We start from the raw sequence: 17,727 nt of genomic DNA, 5'->3' as shown, positions 1-17,727 counted from the left end.
CGGCTAAGCCCGTCATCAGCCCCTATAAACTCCTCAACCGCATCGCCTTGGGCGTTGTTCCAAACTGCTTGCGGAACTTTTCGATGAAATGGGACGTGCTGGAATAACCGAGCTCTGCCCCGATTTCCGTCACCGATTGCCGGGAATTCAAAACCAGCTCCTGGGCCTTTTGCAGTTTATAGTCCGCCAGCCATTGCCGGGGCGGCATGCCGAACTGACGTTTGAAGTCACGGGTAAAAGACGTCACCGACCGGCCGGACATTCGTGCCAACTCGGCGACAGACAGGTTCCGCCGGGCATTTTCGCGCATCACATGGAGAATGTTTCGAGGCGCCTGGCCGGTATGACAGGCGGTCAGAAATCCTGTCAGCCGCTCGGCATCATCAACTTCCGCAATCAGATGCAGACACTCCAGAAGCTTTGTCTGCAACAGTGACGGCGAACCTGTCATCTGCCCATAGATTGTCTTTGCACTGTCAAAGAAACCGGCCAATGCCGCATGGGCCTGAATTTTATAGGCACTGGCTGCCCCTGTAGCGCCAGACTGCGGGTGAGGCCCTTGAAGGGCTCGGATGGCCGCTGTGTCGAACGACAGGATATAGGCTTCGAGCGGGCCTTCCTTCGCCGAAAAATCCGAAATCATGTAGGTGTTAGCCGGCATCAGGATCATCTCGCCGCCCTGCAATGAGATTTCACGGCCATCGGACGTCCAAAAAGTCTCACGGCCGCGCAGGGTCATGCACAGGCACGGCGCGGCGGTGCGGAACTCCACCGCCAACATCGTTTTTTCAATCAGCTTGTGAAAGATTCCCGCTTCGCCATGGGCCATAACAACCGAAGCCTCTTGGAATGCATGCAAGTCTTCCGGCAAGGTCAGGACATCATCTGGCGGATGGGAGAGAAAACTTCTGGTTTGGATCATGCCCAACCATACCTGATTTCGAAGATCCTCAAACCGGCTGGCCTTGCTGGCGAGATGGACAGAATGTCTCAGGTCACAGCTTATGACCGAAAACCGGCACTTTTGATGTTTCGCCGACAGTTTCAAATCAAAGGGCGCCGTAAACCACTCCTGTTGTTTCAAAATAGGAGATCACGATGAGCACCTGGGTCACCCTTCAGATGAAGGTTTCTGAAAACGCCTTTCCGCAGCTTGAAACCTTTCTGTCAGACAAACTTCCGGCTGTGCGCGGCTTTGACGGCGCGTTGTCGGTTTCGCTTTTCTACAATACGGAAACGCGGGACTTTCTGATCCTGGAAGAATGGATCTCACAAGACCACCACCAGGCCTATATCAAGTCGATCATGGACAACGGTGTTATGGGGGACTTGCTCTCCTTTATGGAAGGCCAACCAACAGTGACCTACCACGACCGGCTGGTGATGTGATGTCCGGTCTTCCCTCAGTGAATATCACCCGCCGAAAGGTTCTGGCTGGCGGAACCATTGTAGCCGCAAGCCTCCCCATGGTTCGGTTTGGAAATGCTGCAGCGTCCGACACAGATCTGCTGATAATGGAAAACTCTTTTACCCGGATGTGGCGGTTTCCAAAATCATCCACTCAGTCGGTTTTGCCTGAAGCCATCCGCCGTCGCCAGACACCGGGCCTCCTCGCCCAGCGCCTCTTGCAGAGCGACAGCCATCTAACGGTGTTGGAGGAGTGGCTGCCTAAGCAGCCTGTTCCGGACTTTTTGGTGTCGGCGACAGTGAGTACTTTCTCGAAACTGCCAATTTGATCAGCCATCCAGCCACACACGCTTCGACTCTGACCGGCGCGTGTGGCTGGATTGCCCTTGCAAGAACGTCAGCCTGCCTGTCGCAGCAGGACATCCATTCCAACCGCAACATCATCTGCAAAGACTTCAGGAAAGTACCGTACAAATACCAAAACCGATATCGTAAAAAACCTCACGAACTTTTCCACAGGCAGGAATAGCTTTTTATTGGTATCTCAAGCCCTTACACAAAAAAAAAGCGCTCGCCGCGGAAAATTTCAAATCGGGTATAGACAAGCCCGTCTAATCTGATAGAAGCCACCCCCAGCGCCGGTATAGCTCAGTTGGTAGAGCACGTGATTTGTAATCTCGGGGTCGCGGGTTCGAATCCTGCTGCCGGCACCACTCCCCCCCAATAATTTGATTTTTTTGGTCTTTTGCCGCTGCTCGTGCTGTTTGCGTGGACGGGCCTGTATCCGCTCAAATTAGCAGATCACCGGCTCCGTCGACCAAGCTGCGCAAATTGTGCGCTGTCTGCGATCTCAGCTGGATGCCTCAGAATTAGATTAGCAGGCTTACCAATACGGACTTTTCACAATCGCAATTGTGCTAAGCTTCAATCTGGCTTTACTCAAAATAGAGTTCCGGCAGTCCCATGAACACCGAAGATCTTGGACAATCCCGCCTGATCAACGCGCTCTTTTGGATTGGCGGCAGGGCGATGGAAAGCCGGTTGCGACACCTGATTTTTGATGCCGAGAAAACACTGCGCGATGCGGGAGTGGCACCGGGGCAGACCGTTTTGGAAGTGGGTTGTGGTACGGGTTTTTTCACCCTTCCAGCGGCGAAGATGATTGGCACTCAGGGCCGACTCATCGCGATGGACCCGATGGTGAGTTTTGTCGAGCGGGTGCGCGAGAAAGCCGAAGCCGCCGGTCTGTCCCATGTCGAGGTGATCCGGCGGGACGCACTTCACACGGGCCTGGATGACGACAGTGTTGATCTGGCGCTGTTGCTCGGGGTTCTTCCCCACCCCACACTGCCACTTAATAAACTTCTGCCCGAGATGCACCGTGTGCTCAAACCCACCGGAAAAATGGGCGTGTGGCTGTTTCCAGTTGCCGGCTTTGTGCCCGGCGCCATCACCCGATCCGGGTTCTTTTCTCAAGTCTCCCGGAAAAACCGGACATATGTATTTGAACCGGTACGGCGCTGACGCCGCGCTGAGCCAAAAGACAAAAGCCGAGATCACTCAGCCCAGCACGATCACCTTGGTGCCAAGTTCGACCCGGTCATAAAGATCGATGATGTCCTGGTGCCACATGCGGATACAGCCGCTGGAGGCGTTGGTGCCAATGCTGGAAGGCTGATTGGTGCTGTGAATGCGGTATAGAGTATCTTTGTTGCCCTGCCACAGATAAAGCCCACGGGCGCCAATCGGATTGCGCGGTCCGCCCTCCTGTCCGTCCCGGTATTTCTCCAGACTTGGATCGCGCTCGATCATCTCATCCGGCGGGAACCATTTCGGCCACTCGCGCTTAAAGCGGATCACGGCATCGCCGTTCCAGGCGAATCCAGCCCGGCCGACCCCGATGCCGTACCGGATCGCCCAGCCGCCGTCTTGCACCAGATAGAGAAACTTGTTCTTGGGATCGACCACGATTGTTCCGGTCGGATAGCGGCCTGAATAGTAGACCGTCTGACGCAGATATTTGGGATCAAAGCTCTGATAGTCGATGGCCGGAAGCGAGAATCCGCCGTCCCGCACGGGCGCATAAGCCGACGCGTAATCCGGCGTCCCGTCTGCCAAAGGTCTCAGTCCGGCTTCGATCGAAGCTTGTTTTTTGCTCTGGCAGGCCGCCAGCACCAGGGGGAGACCAATTACAAAGCTGCGGCGGCTAAATCGATGCGCCATGCTCGTGTCCTTTCACCGGCACTTTTATGAGGTGCCCTCTCTTCAAGAAGCTCTGACGGCTTGTTAGCTCACCAAAAATTCCGAACGCTGGGCACTAAAATAAACACCCAAGGCCACTGTGCTGATGGCAACATCATTATGGTAAACAGACGATTAATTTGATGCGTTCACGGGTCGTTATCCAGTGAAACGCACTTCAAAAATGACCTCATGCCTTGAACTTCTGCCGCCTGCGCCCTTTTTGAAATTCAAAGCTTTCACTTCACCGGAGCTCCGCATGATTGATCTCTACACATGGTCAACCCCAAATGGCCGCAAAATCTCGATCCTTTTAGAGGAGCTCGGCGTCGACTACACGGCCCACGCCATCGACATTACCAAGGGTGTGCAAATGGCTCCCGAGTTTCTAGATATCAGCCCCAATAACAAGATCCCGGCGATTGTGGATCAAGAGACGGGTCTGAAGCTGATGGAATCGGGTGCCATCCTCATTTACCTCGCCGATAAATACGGCCAGTTCCTTGCAAAAAATGGCGATCAGCGCACCAAGACCCTTGAATGGTTGATGTGGCAGATGGGCGGACTTGGCCCCATGCTTGGCCAAGCCCATCATTTTGTGCATTTCAATCCGGACAAATCAGACTACGCCAAAGAGCGCTATGGCGCCGAAGCCAAACGGCTTTACGCGGTGCTCGACCAGCGTCTGACCGGGCGCGATTTCATCGTGGACGATTATTCCATAGCCGACATGGCGTGCTGGCCATGGATCTCCCGCTATGAATGGCAGAATATTGATCTTTCTGAATTCCCGAATGTCAAAAATTGGTATCGCAGAATACTTGATCGCCCCGCAGTTCAGCGCGGTTATCAAGTCCCAAAGGATATGGGACCGATCCCTGCTGGGTGAAAATAGCACCTTGTTGACACTCACAAACTGACCGCTCGGACGGTGCGCCTCGACTTCTTGCACAAATCTGGTTTAAGTGCCCGCCAAGCCAGCATCATTTTAGGCAATTGACCGGGCATTCCATGAACCAAAACGAGCGCAGCAAAAGCACCTTGAGTCTGGGCCAGCTGCGGGCCATCGAGGCGGTCGTGCGAAGGGGAAGTTTTTCGGCTGCCGCCAAAGAAATCGGCGTCTCGCAGCCGTCGATTTCCAATCATGTTCACGGTCTTGAAAACCGGTTCAAGACCAAGCTCCTGATAAAGTCCGGCTACTCGGTGTCCGCAACCCCGGCGCTCGAAAAATTGCTGCCAAAGATCCGGGCGGTTTTGGCACTCTCCGAAGATCTGGAAACTGAACTTCTAGACCAGAAGGCGCTTGGGTCCGGCGAATTGCGGATTGGCTATTCCACGTATCAGCTGGCGATCCCCAAAATCTCCAGCTTTATGACCCAACATCCAGACATCACCATCGAAGCGCGAGCGCTTGCGACCAGCAATATCCTGGATTTGTTCGACAATGGTGAGATTGATGTCGGGTTCATCACCGCGCCGGAAATTCCGGCAGAGCTTGACGGGGAACTTCTGATCCGTTCTCCGATTGCCGCCGTGGTCGCCCCAGATCATCCACTCGCCTCAAAAGAAACGCTATCCTGGAAGGACATCGACGCCCTTCCCCTTTTGCAGCGGGAAAGTGGCTCAGGAACACGCAGAATGTTCGAAGCCGCTGCGACTGTCGCAAACATAAGGCCAAAGACAATCCTTGCGCTCGGCTCCTGGGGGTCAATCGCAACATTGATCCGTTCTGGGGTCGGGGTCGGTATTGCCATGGAGGCAGAAATCACGGACCGGGACGGCTGCGTTGCCGTACCGATCGATGACCCCGCCCTGATCGCCAACCACTTTGTGGTTTGGCCGAAGCACATGGCTGGTGTTGCCGCAGTCGAGGCCTTTTGCAAAAGCCTCAAGGTCACGGAACCGCTTCAATTGTGACGGCTTTTCGTCAGCGTTAAGTCTATAATAAAAAGCTATGTATTTTAATTTTTAATAACACGATCACAAAAATCCCTATAACGAAATCCGCAACAATATCCGGCCACTCGGCTGCGCAAAAACCTGATCATTTGAACGCGGATAATCCATGAGCCAATCTCCGGCAGTGTTGCCGAAACCGAAATGCGGTGAACCTTACCTTTTAACCCCAGGGCCGCTCACAACGTCCATCGAAGTCAAGAAAGCCATGCTGCGGGACTGGGGCAGCTGGGACGGTGATTTCAGGGCAATGACCGCCGATCTGCGCCACGGGCTCGTGGATCTTCTGGGCACCGGCTGCGAAGCTTATGACTGTGTTCCGATCCAGGGCAGCGGCACGTTTGCGGTCGAGGCGATGCTGGCAAGCTTCACCCCCAAGGACAAAAAAACGTTGATCCTGTCCAACGGCGCTTATGGCAAACGAGCAGCTGAGACCATGGCTTATCTTGGCCGCCCGACAGAAGTCCTGGATAAGGGCGATTACCTGCCGCCGCGCGGTCCGGAGGTTGCAGCGCTCCTGCAAGCTGATCCTGACATCAGCCATGTCCTGATCGTCCACTGCGAGACAAGCTCCGGCATCCTCAATCCCTTGACGGAAATCTCCGATGTCGTTGCCGCAGAGGGCCGCGCACTGCTGATCGACAGCATGTCCGCGTTTGGCGCCATTCCAGTCGAGCCTTCAAGCCTGAAATTCGAGGCACTGGTCTCCTCGGCCAACAAATGCATCGAGGGCGTTCCCGGCTTCGGTTTTGTCATTGCCGAAAAAACCACCCTAGAAGCCGCCGAAGGGAACAGCCACTCGCTGAGCCTCGATGTACATGCCCAATGGGCGCATATGGAAAAGACAGGTCAATGGCGCTTTACCCCGCCGACCCATGTGGTGGCCGCGTTCCTGGAGGCTTTGAGGGCACACAAAACGGAAGGCGGCATTGCTGCGCGTGGCGCGCGTTATGCTGCGAACCGGGATGTGATGGTCTCCGGGATGCGATCCCTTGGCTTCGAAACACTCTTGGACGCGGAATGGCTGTCGCCAATCATCGTCACATTCTTTTGCCCTGCGGATCCGGCCTTCAGCTTCCCGAAATTCTATGACTTGATGAAAGAACGGGGGTTCATTCTATATCCCGGCAAGCTGACTGTTGTGGAGAGTTTCAGGGTCGGATGCATTGGCCAGATGGATGAACAAGTCATGCGCGCTGTTGTCGCCGCCGCCAATGATGTCTTGAAAGAAATGGGCGTCACAAGCGCCGCCCCGCCGGCCGAGGCCCTTAAAGAACGCGCCCGCCTTGCGGCCTAACTGCAAACCAATCAGGATAAAAACATGAGCAAATTTAAAGCAGTGGTCTTCGACTGGGCCGGAACAATGATCGACTTCGGCTCCTTCGCGCCGATGGGCGTCTTCGTCAAGGCATTCGAAAAATTCGGCATCACCGCCAGCATTGACCAGGCCCGTGCGCCCATGGGCAGCCCGAAATGGGATCACATCCGTGCCATGATGGATGATCCGGATATCGCGGCACAGTGGCAGGCCAAGCACGGCACAGCTCCCACCGATGCAGATGTCGACAAGGTCTACAAAATCTTTGTGCCGATGAACGAGGAAGTCGTTACCGATTATGCCGAACTCGTTCCAGGCGCGCTCGATACGATTAAGTACCTGCGCAGCAAAGGTATCAAAATCGGCTCCACCACCGGCTACACACGTTCGATCATGGAACGGGTTTTGCCGAAAGCCGCTGAACAGGGATATGAACCGGACAACCTGGTGTGCTCCGACGATCTGCCGGAAGGCCGCCCGGGACCGCTGGGCATGTACCAATGTTTTGTCGATCTCGTCGCCTATCCGCCCCGCGCCGTCATCAAAGTTGATGACACTGAACCCGGTATTGCTGAAGGTGTTGCCGCCGGCTGCATAACAGTGGGTCTTGCGCTTTCTGGAAACTTTGCCGGAAAGACACCGGACGAACTGGCTGCTTTGTCAGATGCAGAAGTGCACGCCATTCGCCAGGAAGCGACAACAAAGCTGAAAGAAGCCGGGGCAGATTATGTTATCGACACAGTGGCCGATCTTCCTGCGCTGATGGATCAAATGGAAGCCGCATGACCGCCCGTCCGAACATCCTTTTGATCACTGCCGACCAGTGGCGAGGTGATTGCCTGGGTACAGTGGGGCATCCGGTGGTCAAGACCCCCAATCTGGACGCCTTTGCCGCAAAAGCGACGGTCTTTGAACAGCATTACGCAACAACGGCACCCTGCTCTCCGGCGCGCGCTTCGCTCTATACCGGCCTCTACCAGATGAACCACCGGGTGATCTGGAATGGGGCTCCGCTGGACGACCGGTTTGACAACATTGCCCGCGCAGCCCGGCGCGCTGGTTACACGCCTACGCTGTTCGGCTACACCGACACCTCTCCCGACCCGCGCCAGCACCACCCGGGAGATCCGGAGCTGTCTACATACGAAGGTGTTCTACCGGGGTTCGAAGTCCGACAAGCTTTGCCAGGGCATGAAAAGGAATGGTTTTCCTGGCTGACAGCCAGAGGTCATGATCCTGCGACTTTCGACACGATCCACCAATTGGAGCCGGAAGATGGACAGCGCATTTCGCGGAAAGCGCCGAGCTACTCAAAAGAAGAAACGCAAACTGCCTTTCTGACGGACCGCTTTTTTAGCTGGCTGAGCGAACAGGATACCGGCAGCCCTTGGATGGCGCATATCTCTTTCCTGCGCCCGCATCCGCCCATGGCTGTGCCCGAGCCATACAATTTAATGTACGATCCGGATGACGGACCGGAATTCAAAGGTGCTACCACTGCAGGGAAAGAAGCCACCTTTCACCCGTTGATCGCTGCACTGCAGGCTGCTCAGCATCTGACCAGCCATATTCCAGGGTCCAGCGGACATGTGCGGGACCTGAGCCGAGAAGACCTGAAGCGCATCCGCGCGCTCTACTTCGGCATGATCACAGAGGTCGATACGCAACTCGGCCGGATCTTCGACAAACTCGAAGAGATCGCCGACAACACACTGATCATCTTCACCTCCGACCATGGAGAGATGATGGGCGACCACTGGATGCTCGGCAAAGGCGGATTTTACAAAGAAAGTTATCACATCCCGCTCATGATCCGGGGACCGGGCATGGCCAAGGCAAACAGGGTTTCGGCCTTCACATCCGCAGCCGATATCTTTCCGACCCTTCTAGACCTTTTGCTTCTGACCCCGAACCACAAGCCTGACGGCAGCAGTTTGATGCCGTACTTGAACGGCGGAACGCCGCTATCCTGGCGGGATGCAGCCCTTTATGAGTTTGATTTCCGCCGCCTGCTGCAGTTTTTCCCTGAGCCACTCCGCAAGGCCTGCCAGAACGGTCAGAGCTGCGCCCTAACCCGTTTGGCTCAAGACTGGCAATATGTTCATTTTGGCGGCCTGCCAAACCTGCTTTTGGATCCGAACGCGCCTCCTTGCACCTTGGACAACCGTTTGGACGACGCCCCAAATGCGCACCTTGAAAATCTTGAAGCACTGCTCTCAACACGGATGCGCCACAACGATGATACCCTCGCCCGGTCGATGGTCTGGGAGTATTATTCAAACTAGGGACGGGTTTTTCTGCCGGGTTTTAGGCTCCGTTAAAATCCTTGGATGACTATTGTCGCCGTGATCAACGGGGCGACTGCCATGCCGGTCTTTCAAAGGACCCAATCTGAAAATGGACTTTCCTTATGCTTGAGGCTGGCAACGTTCGCGCTTATGAGCCTTACCTCGTTCGAACCAGCCGCCGCCTCAGACCCCATCCTGAAAGTCATCGACAGCACGGATGCCCCTTGGCCGTCGATCGGCCGGGTGAATGTGGCGGGTTACCGGACGACTTCCATGTGCACCGGGACCTTGATCGCGCCAAACATCGTGCTGACGGCGGCCCATTGCCTTTTCAACAAAGCCTCACTGAAGAAGTTTCCTGAAAAAGACATGTTCTTTGTGGCTGGTGTCCGGCGTGATGAGTATTCAGCGCGGCTCGAAGTTGCCTGCGCGCTGCCTGCCGCCGGGTATGAGCCGAAAAAACAGCCAAAGCTTTCTGATGTTCACAATGATGTCGGCATTTTGGTTTTGAAGGAAAGGTCCAGCCTGCCACCCGTCCCGGCCCTCGCACCGGAGGAAGCTTCTGTCTTGACCAAGGCCACACGTTTCGACTCGGCTGGCTATCGGCGAAGCCGGCGGTTTTTGCCGACCGTAGTATCGGCCTGCAAGGTCACGGGAACGGTGAAAGACAGCTGGGTCACCAATTGCTCATCTGAAAGCGGTGCCTCCGGCGGCCCACTCCTGGTCGAGACGGCTGATGGCTTGCGCGTGGCCGGGATCATGTCTGCCAAGATCGACGATGTCCGCTCTGCCATTGTCCCCTTTTATGAATGGCAGGAATTGTTGGATGCCCCAGCTTGCAACACTGGCGCACCAGCTTCGAAAGCCGCTCTTCGCTCCTCCCTCGATTGATTTTCTTATGCTTTTTGCCGCTACGCTTCAATTTGAACACCGGCAGCAGTTACGCCAGCAATCAGATGCTCGAGTATAAAGTTCCTCAAAAGATTTTTCTTTCCAGACTATTAGCCCGCCTGAGCTGTACTTTTGATAGAGCAGCCCTTGCCAAATTTCCGAGGGCATGGCCTAGTCCCAATACTTGGCTGAAAGCAGCCCCCATTTGGCCGTGAAGGCGGATGGATCACCTTGTCCGGACATCTGTTGAACAATGAATCGTATTGTGTCTTCTCCTGAAACGGCAAACCAAGTGCCTGAAAAAAAACTGGCGTTTGTGGCCAGCGAAACGGATGAGGCAAAACAGGCTCGCGACTCTCTCGTCGAACAATATGGCGAAGTCCCTGCAGATGATGCTGACATAATCGTTGCCCTCGGCGGCGATGGTCTAATGCTGGAAACCCTTCATGCTCATATGGGCAGCGGCAAGCCGATCTATGGCATGAATCGGGGATCTGTCGGTTTCCTGATGAATGAATATCGCGAAGATGGGCTCATGGAGCGCCTGGCGAAAGCAGACACCACCGCGATCTATCCGCTGGAAATGGTTGCGACGGATGAAGATGGCAAAGAGCACACGGCACTCGCCATTAATGAAGTCTCTTTGCTGAGGCAGACGTCTCAAGCTGCTCGACTGAAGATTTCCGTCGACGGCCGGACCCGGCTTGAAGAGTTGATCTGTGACGGAATTCTAGTGGCAACACCGGCAGGCAGCACGGCTTATAACCTGTCTGCCCACGGCCCTATTCTCCCAATTTCTGCGCAGCTTCTCGCCCTTACTCCGATCAGCGCCTTTCGTCCGCGGCGCTGGCGTGGCGCGCTTCTTCCCGATTGGGCAAGTGTCGATATAGAGATTCTAGATCCGGAAAAGCGCCCCGTTAGTGCATCCGCCGATCATACCGAGATCCGGCGCGTTGCCCGCGTGTCCGTGCGCGAATCCACCGAGGAAGAAGGCCGGATCATGTTTGATGATGATCACGGCTGGGATGAGCGTATTCTCACGGAAATGTTCCGCTACTAGAGATTCCGTTTTGATCAAGCCGGAACTTTTGTCCACTTCCGATCTTACTTGATGAGGGCGTTTGCAAGGTCGAAGAGGTTTCGAAATCCAATAAGTTTCCCCTTGGCAACCCCCTGTTAAATTTGTGGACCCATACTGACAGCGTGAGCGAGAGCTCATCCCCAGATGAGGACTTTGCCGCAATGACCAGCATGCCCCAGGATCAGGATTACGAAATCGTGTCTCCGCCAACGGACTTGCGAAAGAAGGTTCGCGAGCTGTCACCGCGCGAAGCACGGAAATTTGATCCAGTCAAAGCAGCTGAAGCAGCCCTTGAGCGTATCGCCCCCCATTTTGGCAACTGGATGGATAATGAAGCCAAGGGGCTCGTAAGCGCCTGGGACATCGTCAAGTCCGACGGCGTATCCAAGGAAAGCGTGGATACGCTCTACCAATCTGTTCACAATATCAAAGGTCAAGGTTTGACCTTGGGATTTCCTTTGGTCGGGGATGTCGCTGCCAGTTTTTGCCATCTGATTGAAAATCTCCCAGCACCGGAAGATCTGCCGGTCGGGCTGGCTGAAGGTTTTGTGGAAGCGATCCGCGCGATGGTTACAGAAGGCGCCAAGGACACGGCCAATAAGACCGGTGTGGAACTACTGGATACTCTTCGCACAGCAACCGACACTTACCTCGCTCAGTTTCCACCGAAAGACCGGGACGGCGAATCTTAGAGACTTGGACACAAGTTTTAAAAGCAGTTCGGCTCCGAATTCGGAGCCGATGCTAATTTTTGAATCTCGAAAAACTGAATTAGATTAGGCTGCGTGCACCGCACGCAGATCTTTAGCGTTCTTTTTCATCACTGAACGTGCTTCCAGACGCGCGACATCTATCGCGAAACGGCGCAAGAACGCATTGACGTCTTCGTCCGATCCAAATGCCCCATCCTGCATCCCGGCAAGCAAGGCCTCAGTGAGCGCCCTCGCCTCTTCCAATGCCAGATCATAGCTAAAGTCGGCATCGGCCTTACGCGCGATATCAATGGCTAGCAAAAACGCTTGATGCGACCGGTATGGCAGACCGGCCTTGCGCAAAATCGCCTGCAGCGCAGCCCGCCGGACTGACAGCAACACCTTGCACATGCGCGCCAACGGCATGTTTCCAAGATTGGCAAGCGCGGCAGCGAAAAACCGCAAACGGCCACAACAAACGGCCCGCAGCAGAAGCCTTGTATTCAGCTGTCCAGCGGCGCGCAGATGTTCAACAAATTCAGGTAGGTCTTCATCTTTGGCTTCAAGTGCCAGCCGCAGAACAACCTTATCGACAGCGTCACTCAAGAAGACATCACGCTGGTGCTCTGGCACCCGTTCAAGAACAACCGGATGATTTTCCAGGTTCTGCGCCAGCCCCATCAACAGTTCATAGCGCACAGGAATCGGCAAATCGCCGAGCTTAAGAAGTTGATCGCAAAGGTCGGGGTGCTGCTCAAAGCGCTCCGCCAACCGTATAAGAGAGGATTTCAAAATAGCTGCGCTCGGGTTCTGCAGGAGCCTCATGCAAGCGGACTCGTCAGCCACCTCACAAAGTGCTGCACTCACACTGGCAGGGACCTGATCCCGCTCTGCAATCGCGCATTGAACCGCAGGACTGCCTTCGGCCAGAAGATCAACAAGTTCGGTTTCAGTAAGCAATGGCGAGGATTTGAGTACCAGAACGGCAATATCGTCCACATCGTGAGCAAGGCAGCGGATAATATGACCAGGCGCATGCTCGCTTGCAGCCAGAACCTTGGCGATGGTCTTGCGCACCGGTCGGCTCGGGTCGTCGAGGAGTACTGTCAGTGCTGCAGCCATGGTCGTCCGTTCCGAACTGCCCTCTTCGGCAGCCAAATAACGTTCTGCGTAAGTTCGTGCAGCCTCAATATCGAGACTACCTTGATCGCTGTCGGTGAGGTGCAGAATATCGTGAACGGTCATGATCTTAATGCTGTCTAGAATAAGCTTCGCACCTATCCTGACATCAAAGACTTAACGATCGGTTCACTATAATTTTGACATGCCCCCACATGTATCCGGCCTCGGATTAGGCCGGAGGCAACAAGTCTTTCTGTTCTTCCTGAGCTTTCAGTCTCAGAAAACGGCTGAGGTCCAATGGACCGCCCTGATTGGCAAGTGCCAGCTCTTGCGCTGCGACCTGATTCGAAGCACCGGAAAGAGCACTGAAAAGGGCAGCTTCCTCAACCGCCGCAAATGCAGATGCAAATCGCGGATTGACGCCGGCCTGATCTGACCCCGGATCATTGCGGAACAAAGCCTCAAACGGGTTTGCGGTCTGTGCCGCCTGGAAAGCTGACAACACGCGGTGTGAGGCTGCATCTGCGGCCTGATTGATCGACGAATCCCTTGGATCATCCGGAACCGGCTGCGGCATGCTTGCTGCGACCTGCTGCACCGGAGCTTGTGGCTGCGGTTGCGGTTGCACCTGCTGCTCTGCCGGGTCTACAGCGTTCGCGCTGGCGGTGACCGGATTGCTCGGCCGGCTTTCCGGAACTGGTGCCTTCGCAACAACCAGCGGCTTATCAAACGGCAGTTCCTGCTGAACAGGCTCTGCGACTGCAGCGACCTGAACCGGTGCTTGCGGCTTCGAACGCATTGCAAACTGGGCCGCCGGATCGCCTGCAAGATGATCGAAATTCTCAGGTGTTGCTTCAACCGTTCTCACTGGTGCAGGCGGCTTGGAACGCATCGCAAAGGCCGCTGCCGGATCTCCAGCCAAATCATCAAACGGCACAGACGGGGCTGGCGCTTGAGACCCGGGCTTGGCGTTCGGCAAAGTCGCCACGTTCAGCAATTCGCCCGACGTCCGCAGGTTCTTCCGTCCACCAGCTTCCGCGATCATCGAAACCGCGTCGTGCTTGGAGACAATCACCTGATACACTTCTTCCATCGACCGGGCTGTGCCATTGCGATGATAGAAGATCGGTTTGTTGGCCCTCGCCTGAGCTGAAAAGATCCTGTCCGCACGCTGGTCCGGGTTGGACGCCGTGTTTTCAATCAACCGGCTGGCACCATTGGCACCGAGGAAATGCGCCATATAAAGTTCGCCATCGGTCGGCTCTCGGCCAATCCTGCGTTCCAGATAAGCGGCGTTCTTCTGCGTGTAAGCACCGGCCATGATCGAAGAGATTTCCGGATCCTTGCGTAAATCAAGAATTTCCCGGCGCATCTGAGGATCATTGACGTAGTATTTGCCACTTTTGGAGCGCTTGATTTGATCGGAGTATTTGTCCAACCCATGCTCCGGCCCGGCTTGCTTCATGGTTTCTAGCCAGGTGGACTCAATGAATTGGAACAACCCCGTTGCGCTCGAGGTTTTGGCTTTGGCCGACGGATTGAATGAAGATTCCCGTGCAGCTGTCTTAACAAGATAGTCAAACGACGTTCCTGTTGATGTACTCGCAGACTGAAACGCAAGCTCGATCTTAGACGCGACCGAGGCATTTTCACCAACCCGCATGACTGGACCTCCTCGACGAAACTATTTATTACTTTGTTAACTTTCGCGCCCAAAAGGTTAACAAATCCTTAACAGCCCACAGCCAGGCGAAATTCCTTTATTGATCTCTTAAAAACCATTCGCTCCCTACGTAACTATGTCAATGCAATCAAACACAAATGTGGACTTTGGCGGATTTCTGCGATTTTTCTTGGGAAAAATTTGCCTAGCCGCTAGGAAGATTTTGCCGCTCGCCAGCGGATAAATATGTGATTCGGGTGTTCCATATTGGGACAGGCACCCATTTTTGAGCGCCTGTTCCGATTCTCAGAGTTAACCTTCAGACCTTCGGTCGGCCCATTTGGAAGACTTCGGTGACCACCGCGTAGTCCATGTAGCCAAGGCGGGAAAGTGGCTTGTAGCGGGTGACATCGACCATGCCATTTACAATCACATCATCGGAAATATGAACGCCGACAACCTGGCCAAAGATGACCCAGCTGTCCGTATCTGCACCGTCCAGACCTTTCATCCGAATGGTTTGCAGATGTTTGCACTCCAGCGCCGTTGGCGCTTTCGCGACCCTAGGCACCTTGACCAGGTTGCTCTCAGCCATTTCCAAACCGGTCAAATCGAATTCGGACGTTTCATGCGGAACCGCAGCTGATGACAGGTTCATCTCGTCCTTCAGGTCATAGCTGGCCATGTTGCAAACGAATTCACCCGTGGCATCGATGTTGGCCGCGCTGTCCTTATAGTTGGATGAGGAGAACATCACGATCGGCGGGCGGTCGCAGACACAGTTAAAAAAACTGTAGGGCGCCAGGTTGGTCCTGCCGTCTTTGTCCAAGCTGGAGATCCAGCCAATCGGCCTGGGGGCAATAATTGCTTTGAACGGATTATGGGGCAATCCGTGGTCGTTTTTTTCCGTTTCGTAGAACATCGTTATTGAGTTTCCGTCCAGTTGGAAGTGATGTCGGAGAGATTGGGGCGGGCACGCTCGACCGGCGGTTGGGTCGGCGTACCAATATGGATGAAACCGGCAAACCGCTCACCGTCCTTAAGACCAAGATAGGCACCGGCGTCCTCATCAAAGGCACACCATTCGGTCAGCCATTGTGAAGCAAATCCGGCAGCCGCCGCGGCTGACACCAGTGTCATGCACACAGCACCTGCGGAAAGCTGCTGTTCCCACAAGGGGATTTTGGGGTAATCCGCCGCCCGGCTGACAACACCAACCACAATGGGGGCGCGTGTGAACCGGGTCAGTTCTTTTTCCATTTGGGCCGCATCCAGCGAACCATTTTTCTTTTCATAGAGGCCTGCCAGGAACCGGCCGATTTTTTCACCATCGGGCGCCCTATAAACAATGAAGCGCCAAGGCACCAATTTGCCATGGTCGGGAACCCGGGCTGCGATGGTCAAAAGGTCCGAAAGCTGTCCTTCGTCGGGACCCGGCTCTGACATAGTCACCGACGGGTGTGATCGGCGCTTTCGCAAAAACTCAAGGGCCTCTGGTGACCCCTTGACCATTTCTGACATTTTAACTGCCTCTAACTGAGATAGTTTCATTTGCAACTATCTACGTAATTGATTGTTGGAATTTGTCAACTCCGGTCTAAAGGCAACGCCCTCGCAAATGAAATGGAAAGGCAACGAAATGGACGGAAAAGCGCATGAACCGAACTTAGCGCCCGGTTGAGCGATTTGACGCTGCAGATCAAAGCTATTTTGGGGTCGCTTCTCGACGGCGTGAATTTGCCCGGCTGCAGCGTAGCAGTCCCTTGAAAACCAGACGGATTCCTGAGGGCTCACGCCTTGTACCGGAATAGAGTCATCCCCACCAATTTCATTTCATTTGCGTGTGCGTGGCTTAAGGTCTTGAATTCGCCAAAATTTCGGGTCCAATGGAAGAAACAAGCTGGAAGGCACCGCTGACCAGATGACAGCGCTTGGCCAAAACGATAATAAGTGGGCATGCAGAATCCAACGACTTTGTGGAACCGGATCAAGACCAAGCACACAGTTGCGCGCCGTACACTGGCCGCCGCGCTGTGCTGCACGGTAATCGCGGCACAGCCTATGGCTGCTAGCGCACAATCCAACTTACCGATGCCACCCGCATTCAAACCGGATCCGGATGCGCCTGTGGCGGCGCCGTCTGTGCCGATCGAGAACCTTCTCGACCGGGAACCGGAACCGTTGTTTTCCGACAACACCCTCGTTCCCTATGCCCCCGCCTTTTCAAGTGCACAAGGAACGTCGGAGGGTTTGACCCGGGGCGCATTGTATTTGATGGCCAAACTGACCCGGGACAGCGATCCTCTTAATGACGACCTTATCTGGCGGATCTATTCGGAAACCACAAATGCCGATGGACGCCTGCAGCTGATTGCGACCTCCAAAGGTGGAGACGCAGAATTCCGCTTAGATCCGGGGACCTATCTCATCCATACCGCTTACGGCTACGCCCAGGCGACCAATCGGATTGTGATCGGCAAGGAAGTCTTGTCAAAAATGGTGACGCTGAATGCGGGCGGAGTCAAATTCGATGCCAGCTTGCCTGATGGCGCGCCGCTGGAAAGCGCTCCAGTCACCTTTGATGTTTACAGCCAGGAATTTGACGAGCGCGGCGAACGCGATCTCATCGCCAGCCAAGTCCAGCCTGGAGCGATTATTCGCTTGAACGCTAACACTTATCATATTGTCAGCCGCTATGGCGCGGCCAATGCCGAGATCCGGGCCGACATCCAGGTTCTGCCAGGCAAGCTCACCGAAGCAACGATCTTCCACAAAGCTGCCGACATCACATTGAAGCTCGTCAACGAGCGCGGCGGGGAAGCCATCGCCAACACCACCTGGTCGGTCCTGAGCCCGGGCGGTGACGTGGTCGTAGAAGCGACCGGCGCATTTCCGGATTTTGTCCTGGCAGCCGGGGAATATGAGGCAATCGCCCGAAACAACGGCCGCACCTATTTGCACACGTTCACCGTTTCGCCGGGCGAAGACCGGGAAGTGGAAGTGGTCGCAGCGACAAGCGAACTGGTTACCAGAGCGCCCAGGGCGAACTAACGGCCTGGCAATATTCG

At 55.0% G+C, this 17,727-nt stretch carries 18 protein-coding genes and 1 tRNA gene; 13 read left to right on the top strand and 6 right to left on the bottom strand.

The window, feature by feature from the left end:
• Window positions 1–22 precede the first annotated feature (22 nt).
• Entirely contained in the window at window positions 23–922 is a 900-nt protein-coding gene (locus FJ695_RS14910; RefSeq protein WP_141186194.1) for a helix-turn-helix domain-containing protein, read from the bottom strand.
• A 176-nt stretch (window positions 923–1,098) separates the two neighbouring features.
• On the opposite strand from FJ695_RS14910, the gene FJ695_RS14905 reads away from it, so the two are divergent.
• The 4 genes from FJ695_RS14905 to FJ695_RS14890 all read left to right on the top strand — a co-directional run bounded on the left by FJ695_RS14905 (window position 1,099) and on the right by FJ695_RS14890 (window position 2,931).
• The gene (locus FJ695_RS14905; protein ID WP_141186193.1) at window positions 1,099–1,389 is read left to right on the top strand and encodes a putative quinol monooxygenase; all 291 of its coding nucleotides are present in this window, start codon (window positions 1,099–1,101) and stop codon (window positions 1,387–1,389) included.
• Entirely contained in the window at window positions 1,389–1,736 is a 348-nt protein-coding gene (locus tag FJ695_RS14900) for a hypothetical protein (RefSeq protein WP_141186192.1), read from the top strand. The genes FJ695_RS14905 and FJ695_RS14900 overlap by 1 nt, the downstream gene beginning before the upstream one ends.
• A 308-nt stretch (window positions 1,737–2,044) precedes the next feature.
• Window positions 2,045–2,120 (top strand) — tRNA-Thr (locus tag FJ695_RS14895).
• A gap of 250 nt (window positions 2,121–2,370) precedes the next feature.
• Entirely contained in the window at window positions 2,371–2,931 is a 561-nt protein-coding gene (locus FJ695_RS14890) for a class I SAM-dependent methyltransferase (RefSeq protein ID WP_141186191.1), read from the top strand.
• Between the two features lie 36 nt (window positions 2,932–2,967).
• Here the strand turns inward: FJ695_RS14890 and FJ695_RS14885 are convergent, their stop codons facing one another.
• Entirely contained in the window at window positions 2,968–3,630 is a 663-nt protein-coding gene (locus FJ695_RS14885; RefSeq protein ID WP_141186190.1) for a L,D-transpeptidase, read from the bottom strand.
• Between the two features lie 277 nt (window positions 3,631–3,907).
• Between FJ695_RS14885 and FJ695_RS14880 the strand changes: the two genes are divergently transcribed.
• The 8 genes from FJ695_RS14880 (at window position 3,908) to FJ695_RS14845 (ending at window position 11,874) form a co-directional block, all read left to right on the top strand.
• Complete coding sequence (locus tag FJ695_RS14880) at window positions 3,908–4,537, top strand: glutathione S-transferase N-terminal domain-containing protein (RefSeq protein ID WP_141186189.1); 630 nt, start codon at window positions 3,908–3,910, stop codon at window positions 4,535–4,537.
• A gap of 122 nt (window positions 4,538–4,659) precedes the next feature.
• Complete coding sequence (locus tag FJ695_RS14875) at window positions 4,660–5,565, top strand: LysR family transcriptional regulator (RefSeq protein ID WP_141186188.1); 906 nt, start codon at window positions 4,660–4,662, stop codon at window positions 5,563–5,565.
• 148 nt (window positions 5,566–5,713) lie between these two features.
• Window positions 5,714–6,901 (top strand): 2-aminoethylphosphonate--pyruvate transaminase, encoded by a 1,188-nt coding sequence (locus tag FJ695_RS14870; RefSeq protein ID WP_141186187.1) that lies wholly within the window; start codon window positions 5,714–5,716, stop codon window positions 6,899–6,901.
• Between the two features lie 24 nt (window positions 6,902–6,925).
• Complete coding sequence (gene phnX / locus FJ695_RS14865; RefSeq protein ID WP_141186186.1) at window positions 6,926–7,708, top strand: phosphonoacetaldehyde hydrolase; 783 nt, start codon at window positions 6,926–6,928, stop codon at window positions 7,706–7,708.
• Window positions 7,705–9,207, top strand: coding sequence for a sulfatase-like hydrolase/transferase (locus FJ695_RS14860; protein ID WP_141186185.1), 1,503 nt, complete (start codon window positions 7,705–7,707; stop codon window positions 9,205–9,207). The genes phnX and FJ695_RS14860 overlap by 4 nt, the downstream gene beginning before the upstream one ends.
• A gap of 45 nt (window positions 9,208–9,252) precedes the next feature.
• Window positions 9,253–10,101 (top strand): serine protease, encoded by an 849-nt coding sequence (locus FJ695_RS14855; RefSeq protein ID WP_209010673.1) that lies wholly within the window; start codon window positions 9,253–9,255, stop codon window positions 10,099–10,101.
• 253 nt (window positions 10,102–10,354) lie between these two features.
• On the top strand, window positions 10,355–11,161 hold the full coding sequence (locus FJ695_RS14850) for an NAD kinase (protein WP_141186184.1): 807 nt from the start codon (window positions 10,355–10,357) through the stop codon (window positions 11,159–11,161).
• A 182-nt stretch (window positions 11,162–11,343) separates the two neighbouring features.
• Window positions 11,344–11,874 (top strand): Hpt domain-containing protein, encoded by a 531-nt coding sequence (locus tag FJ695_RS14845; protein ID WP_141186183.1) that lies wholly within the window; start codon window positions 11,344–11,346, stop codon window positions 11,872–11,874.
• Between the two features lie 84 nt (window positions 11,875–11,958).
• Here the strand turns inward: FJ695_RS14845 and FJ695_RS14840 are convergent, their stop codons facing one another.
• The 4 genes from FJ695_RS14840 to FJ695_RS14825 form a co-directional block, all read right to left on the bottom strand.
• On the bottom strand, window positions 11,959–13,119 hold the full coding sequence (locus tag FJ695_RS14840) for a DUF2336 domain-containing protein (RefSeq protein WP_141186182.1): 1,161 nt from the start codon (window positions 13,117–13,119) through the stop codon (window positions 11,959–11,961).
• Between the two features lie 106 nt (window positions 13,120–13,225).
• Entirely contained in the window at window positions 13,226–14,659 is a 1,434-nt protein-coding gene (locus FJ695_RS14835) for a transglycosylase SLT domain-containing protein (RefSeq protein WP_141186181.1), read from the bottom strand.
• 319 nt (window positions 14,660–14,978) lie between these two features.
• Complete coding sequence (locus FJ695_RS14830) at window positions 14,979–15,581, bottom strand: flavin reductase family protein (protein ID WP_141186180.1); 603 nt, start codon at window positions 15,579–15,581, stop codon at window positions 14,979–14,981.
• Between the two features lie 2 nt (window positions 15,582–15,583).
• The gene (locus FJ695_RS14825; protein WP_141186179.1) at window positions 15,584–16,180 is read right to left on the bottom strand and encodes a nitroreductase; all 597 of its coding nucleotides are present in this window, start codon (window positions 16,178–16,180) and stop codon (window positions 15,584–15,586) included.
• Between the two features lie 435 nt (window positions 16,181–16,615).
• Here FJ695_RS14825 and FJ695_RS14820 point away from each other — a divergent pair, with 435 nt between their 5' ends.
• Window positions 16,616–17,710 carry a hypothetical protein gene (locus FJ695_RS14820; RefSeq protein WP_141186178.1) on the top strand — a complete coding sequence of 365 codons (1,095 nt, stop codon included), beginning with the start codon at window positions 16,616–16,618 and terminating at the stop codon, window positions 17,708–17,710.
• Window positions 17,711–17,727 lie beyond the last annotated feature (17 nt).

The sequence above is a fragment of the Labrenzia sp. PHM005 genome, assembly GCF_006517275.1.
Taxonomy (GTDB): domain Bacteria; phylum Pseudomonadota; class Alphaproteobacteria; order Rhizobiales; family Stappiaceae; genus Roseibium.
This window is presented reverse-complemented; position numbering and strand designations above follow the sequence as displayed.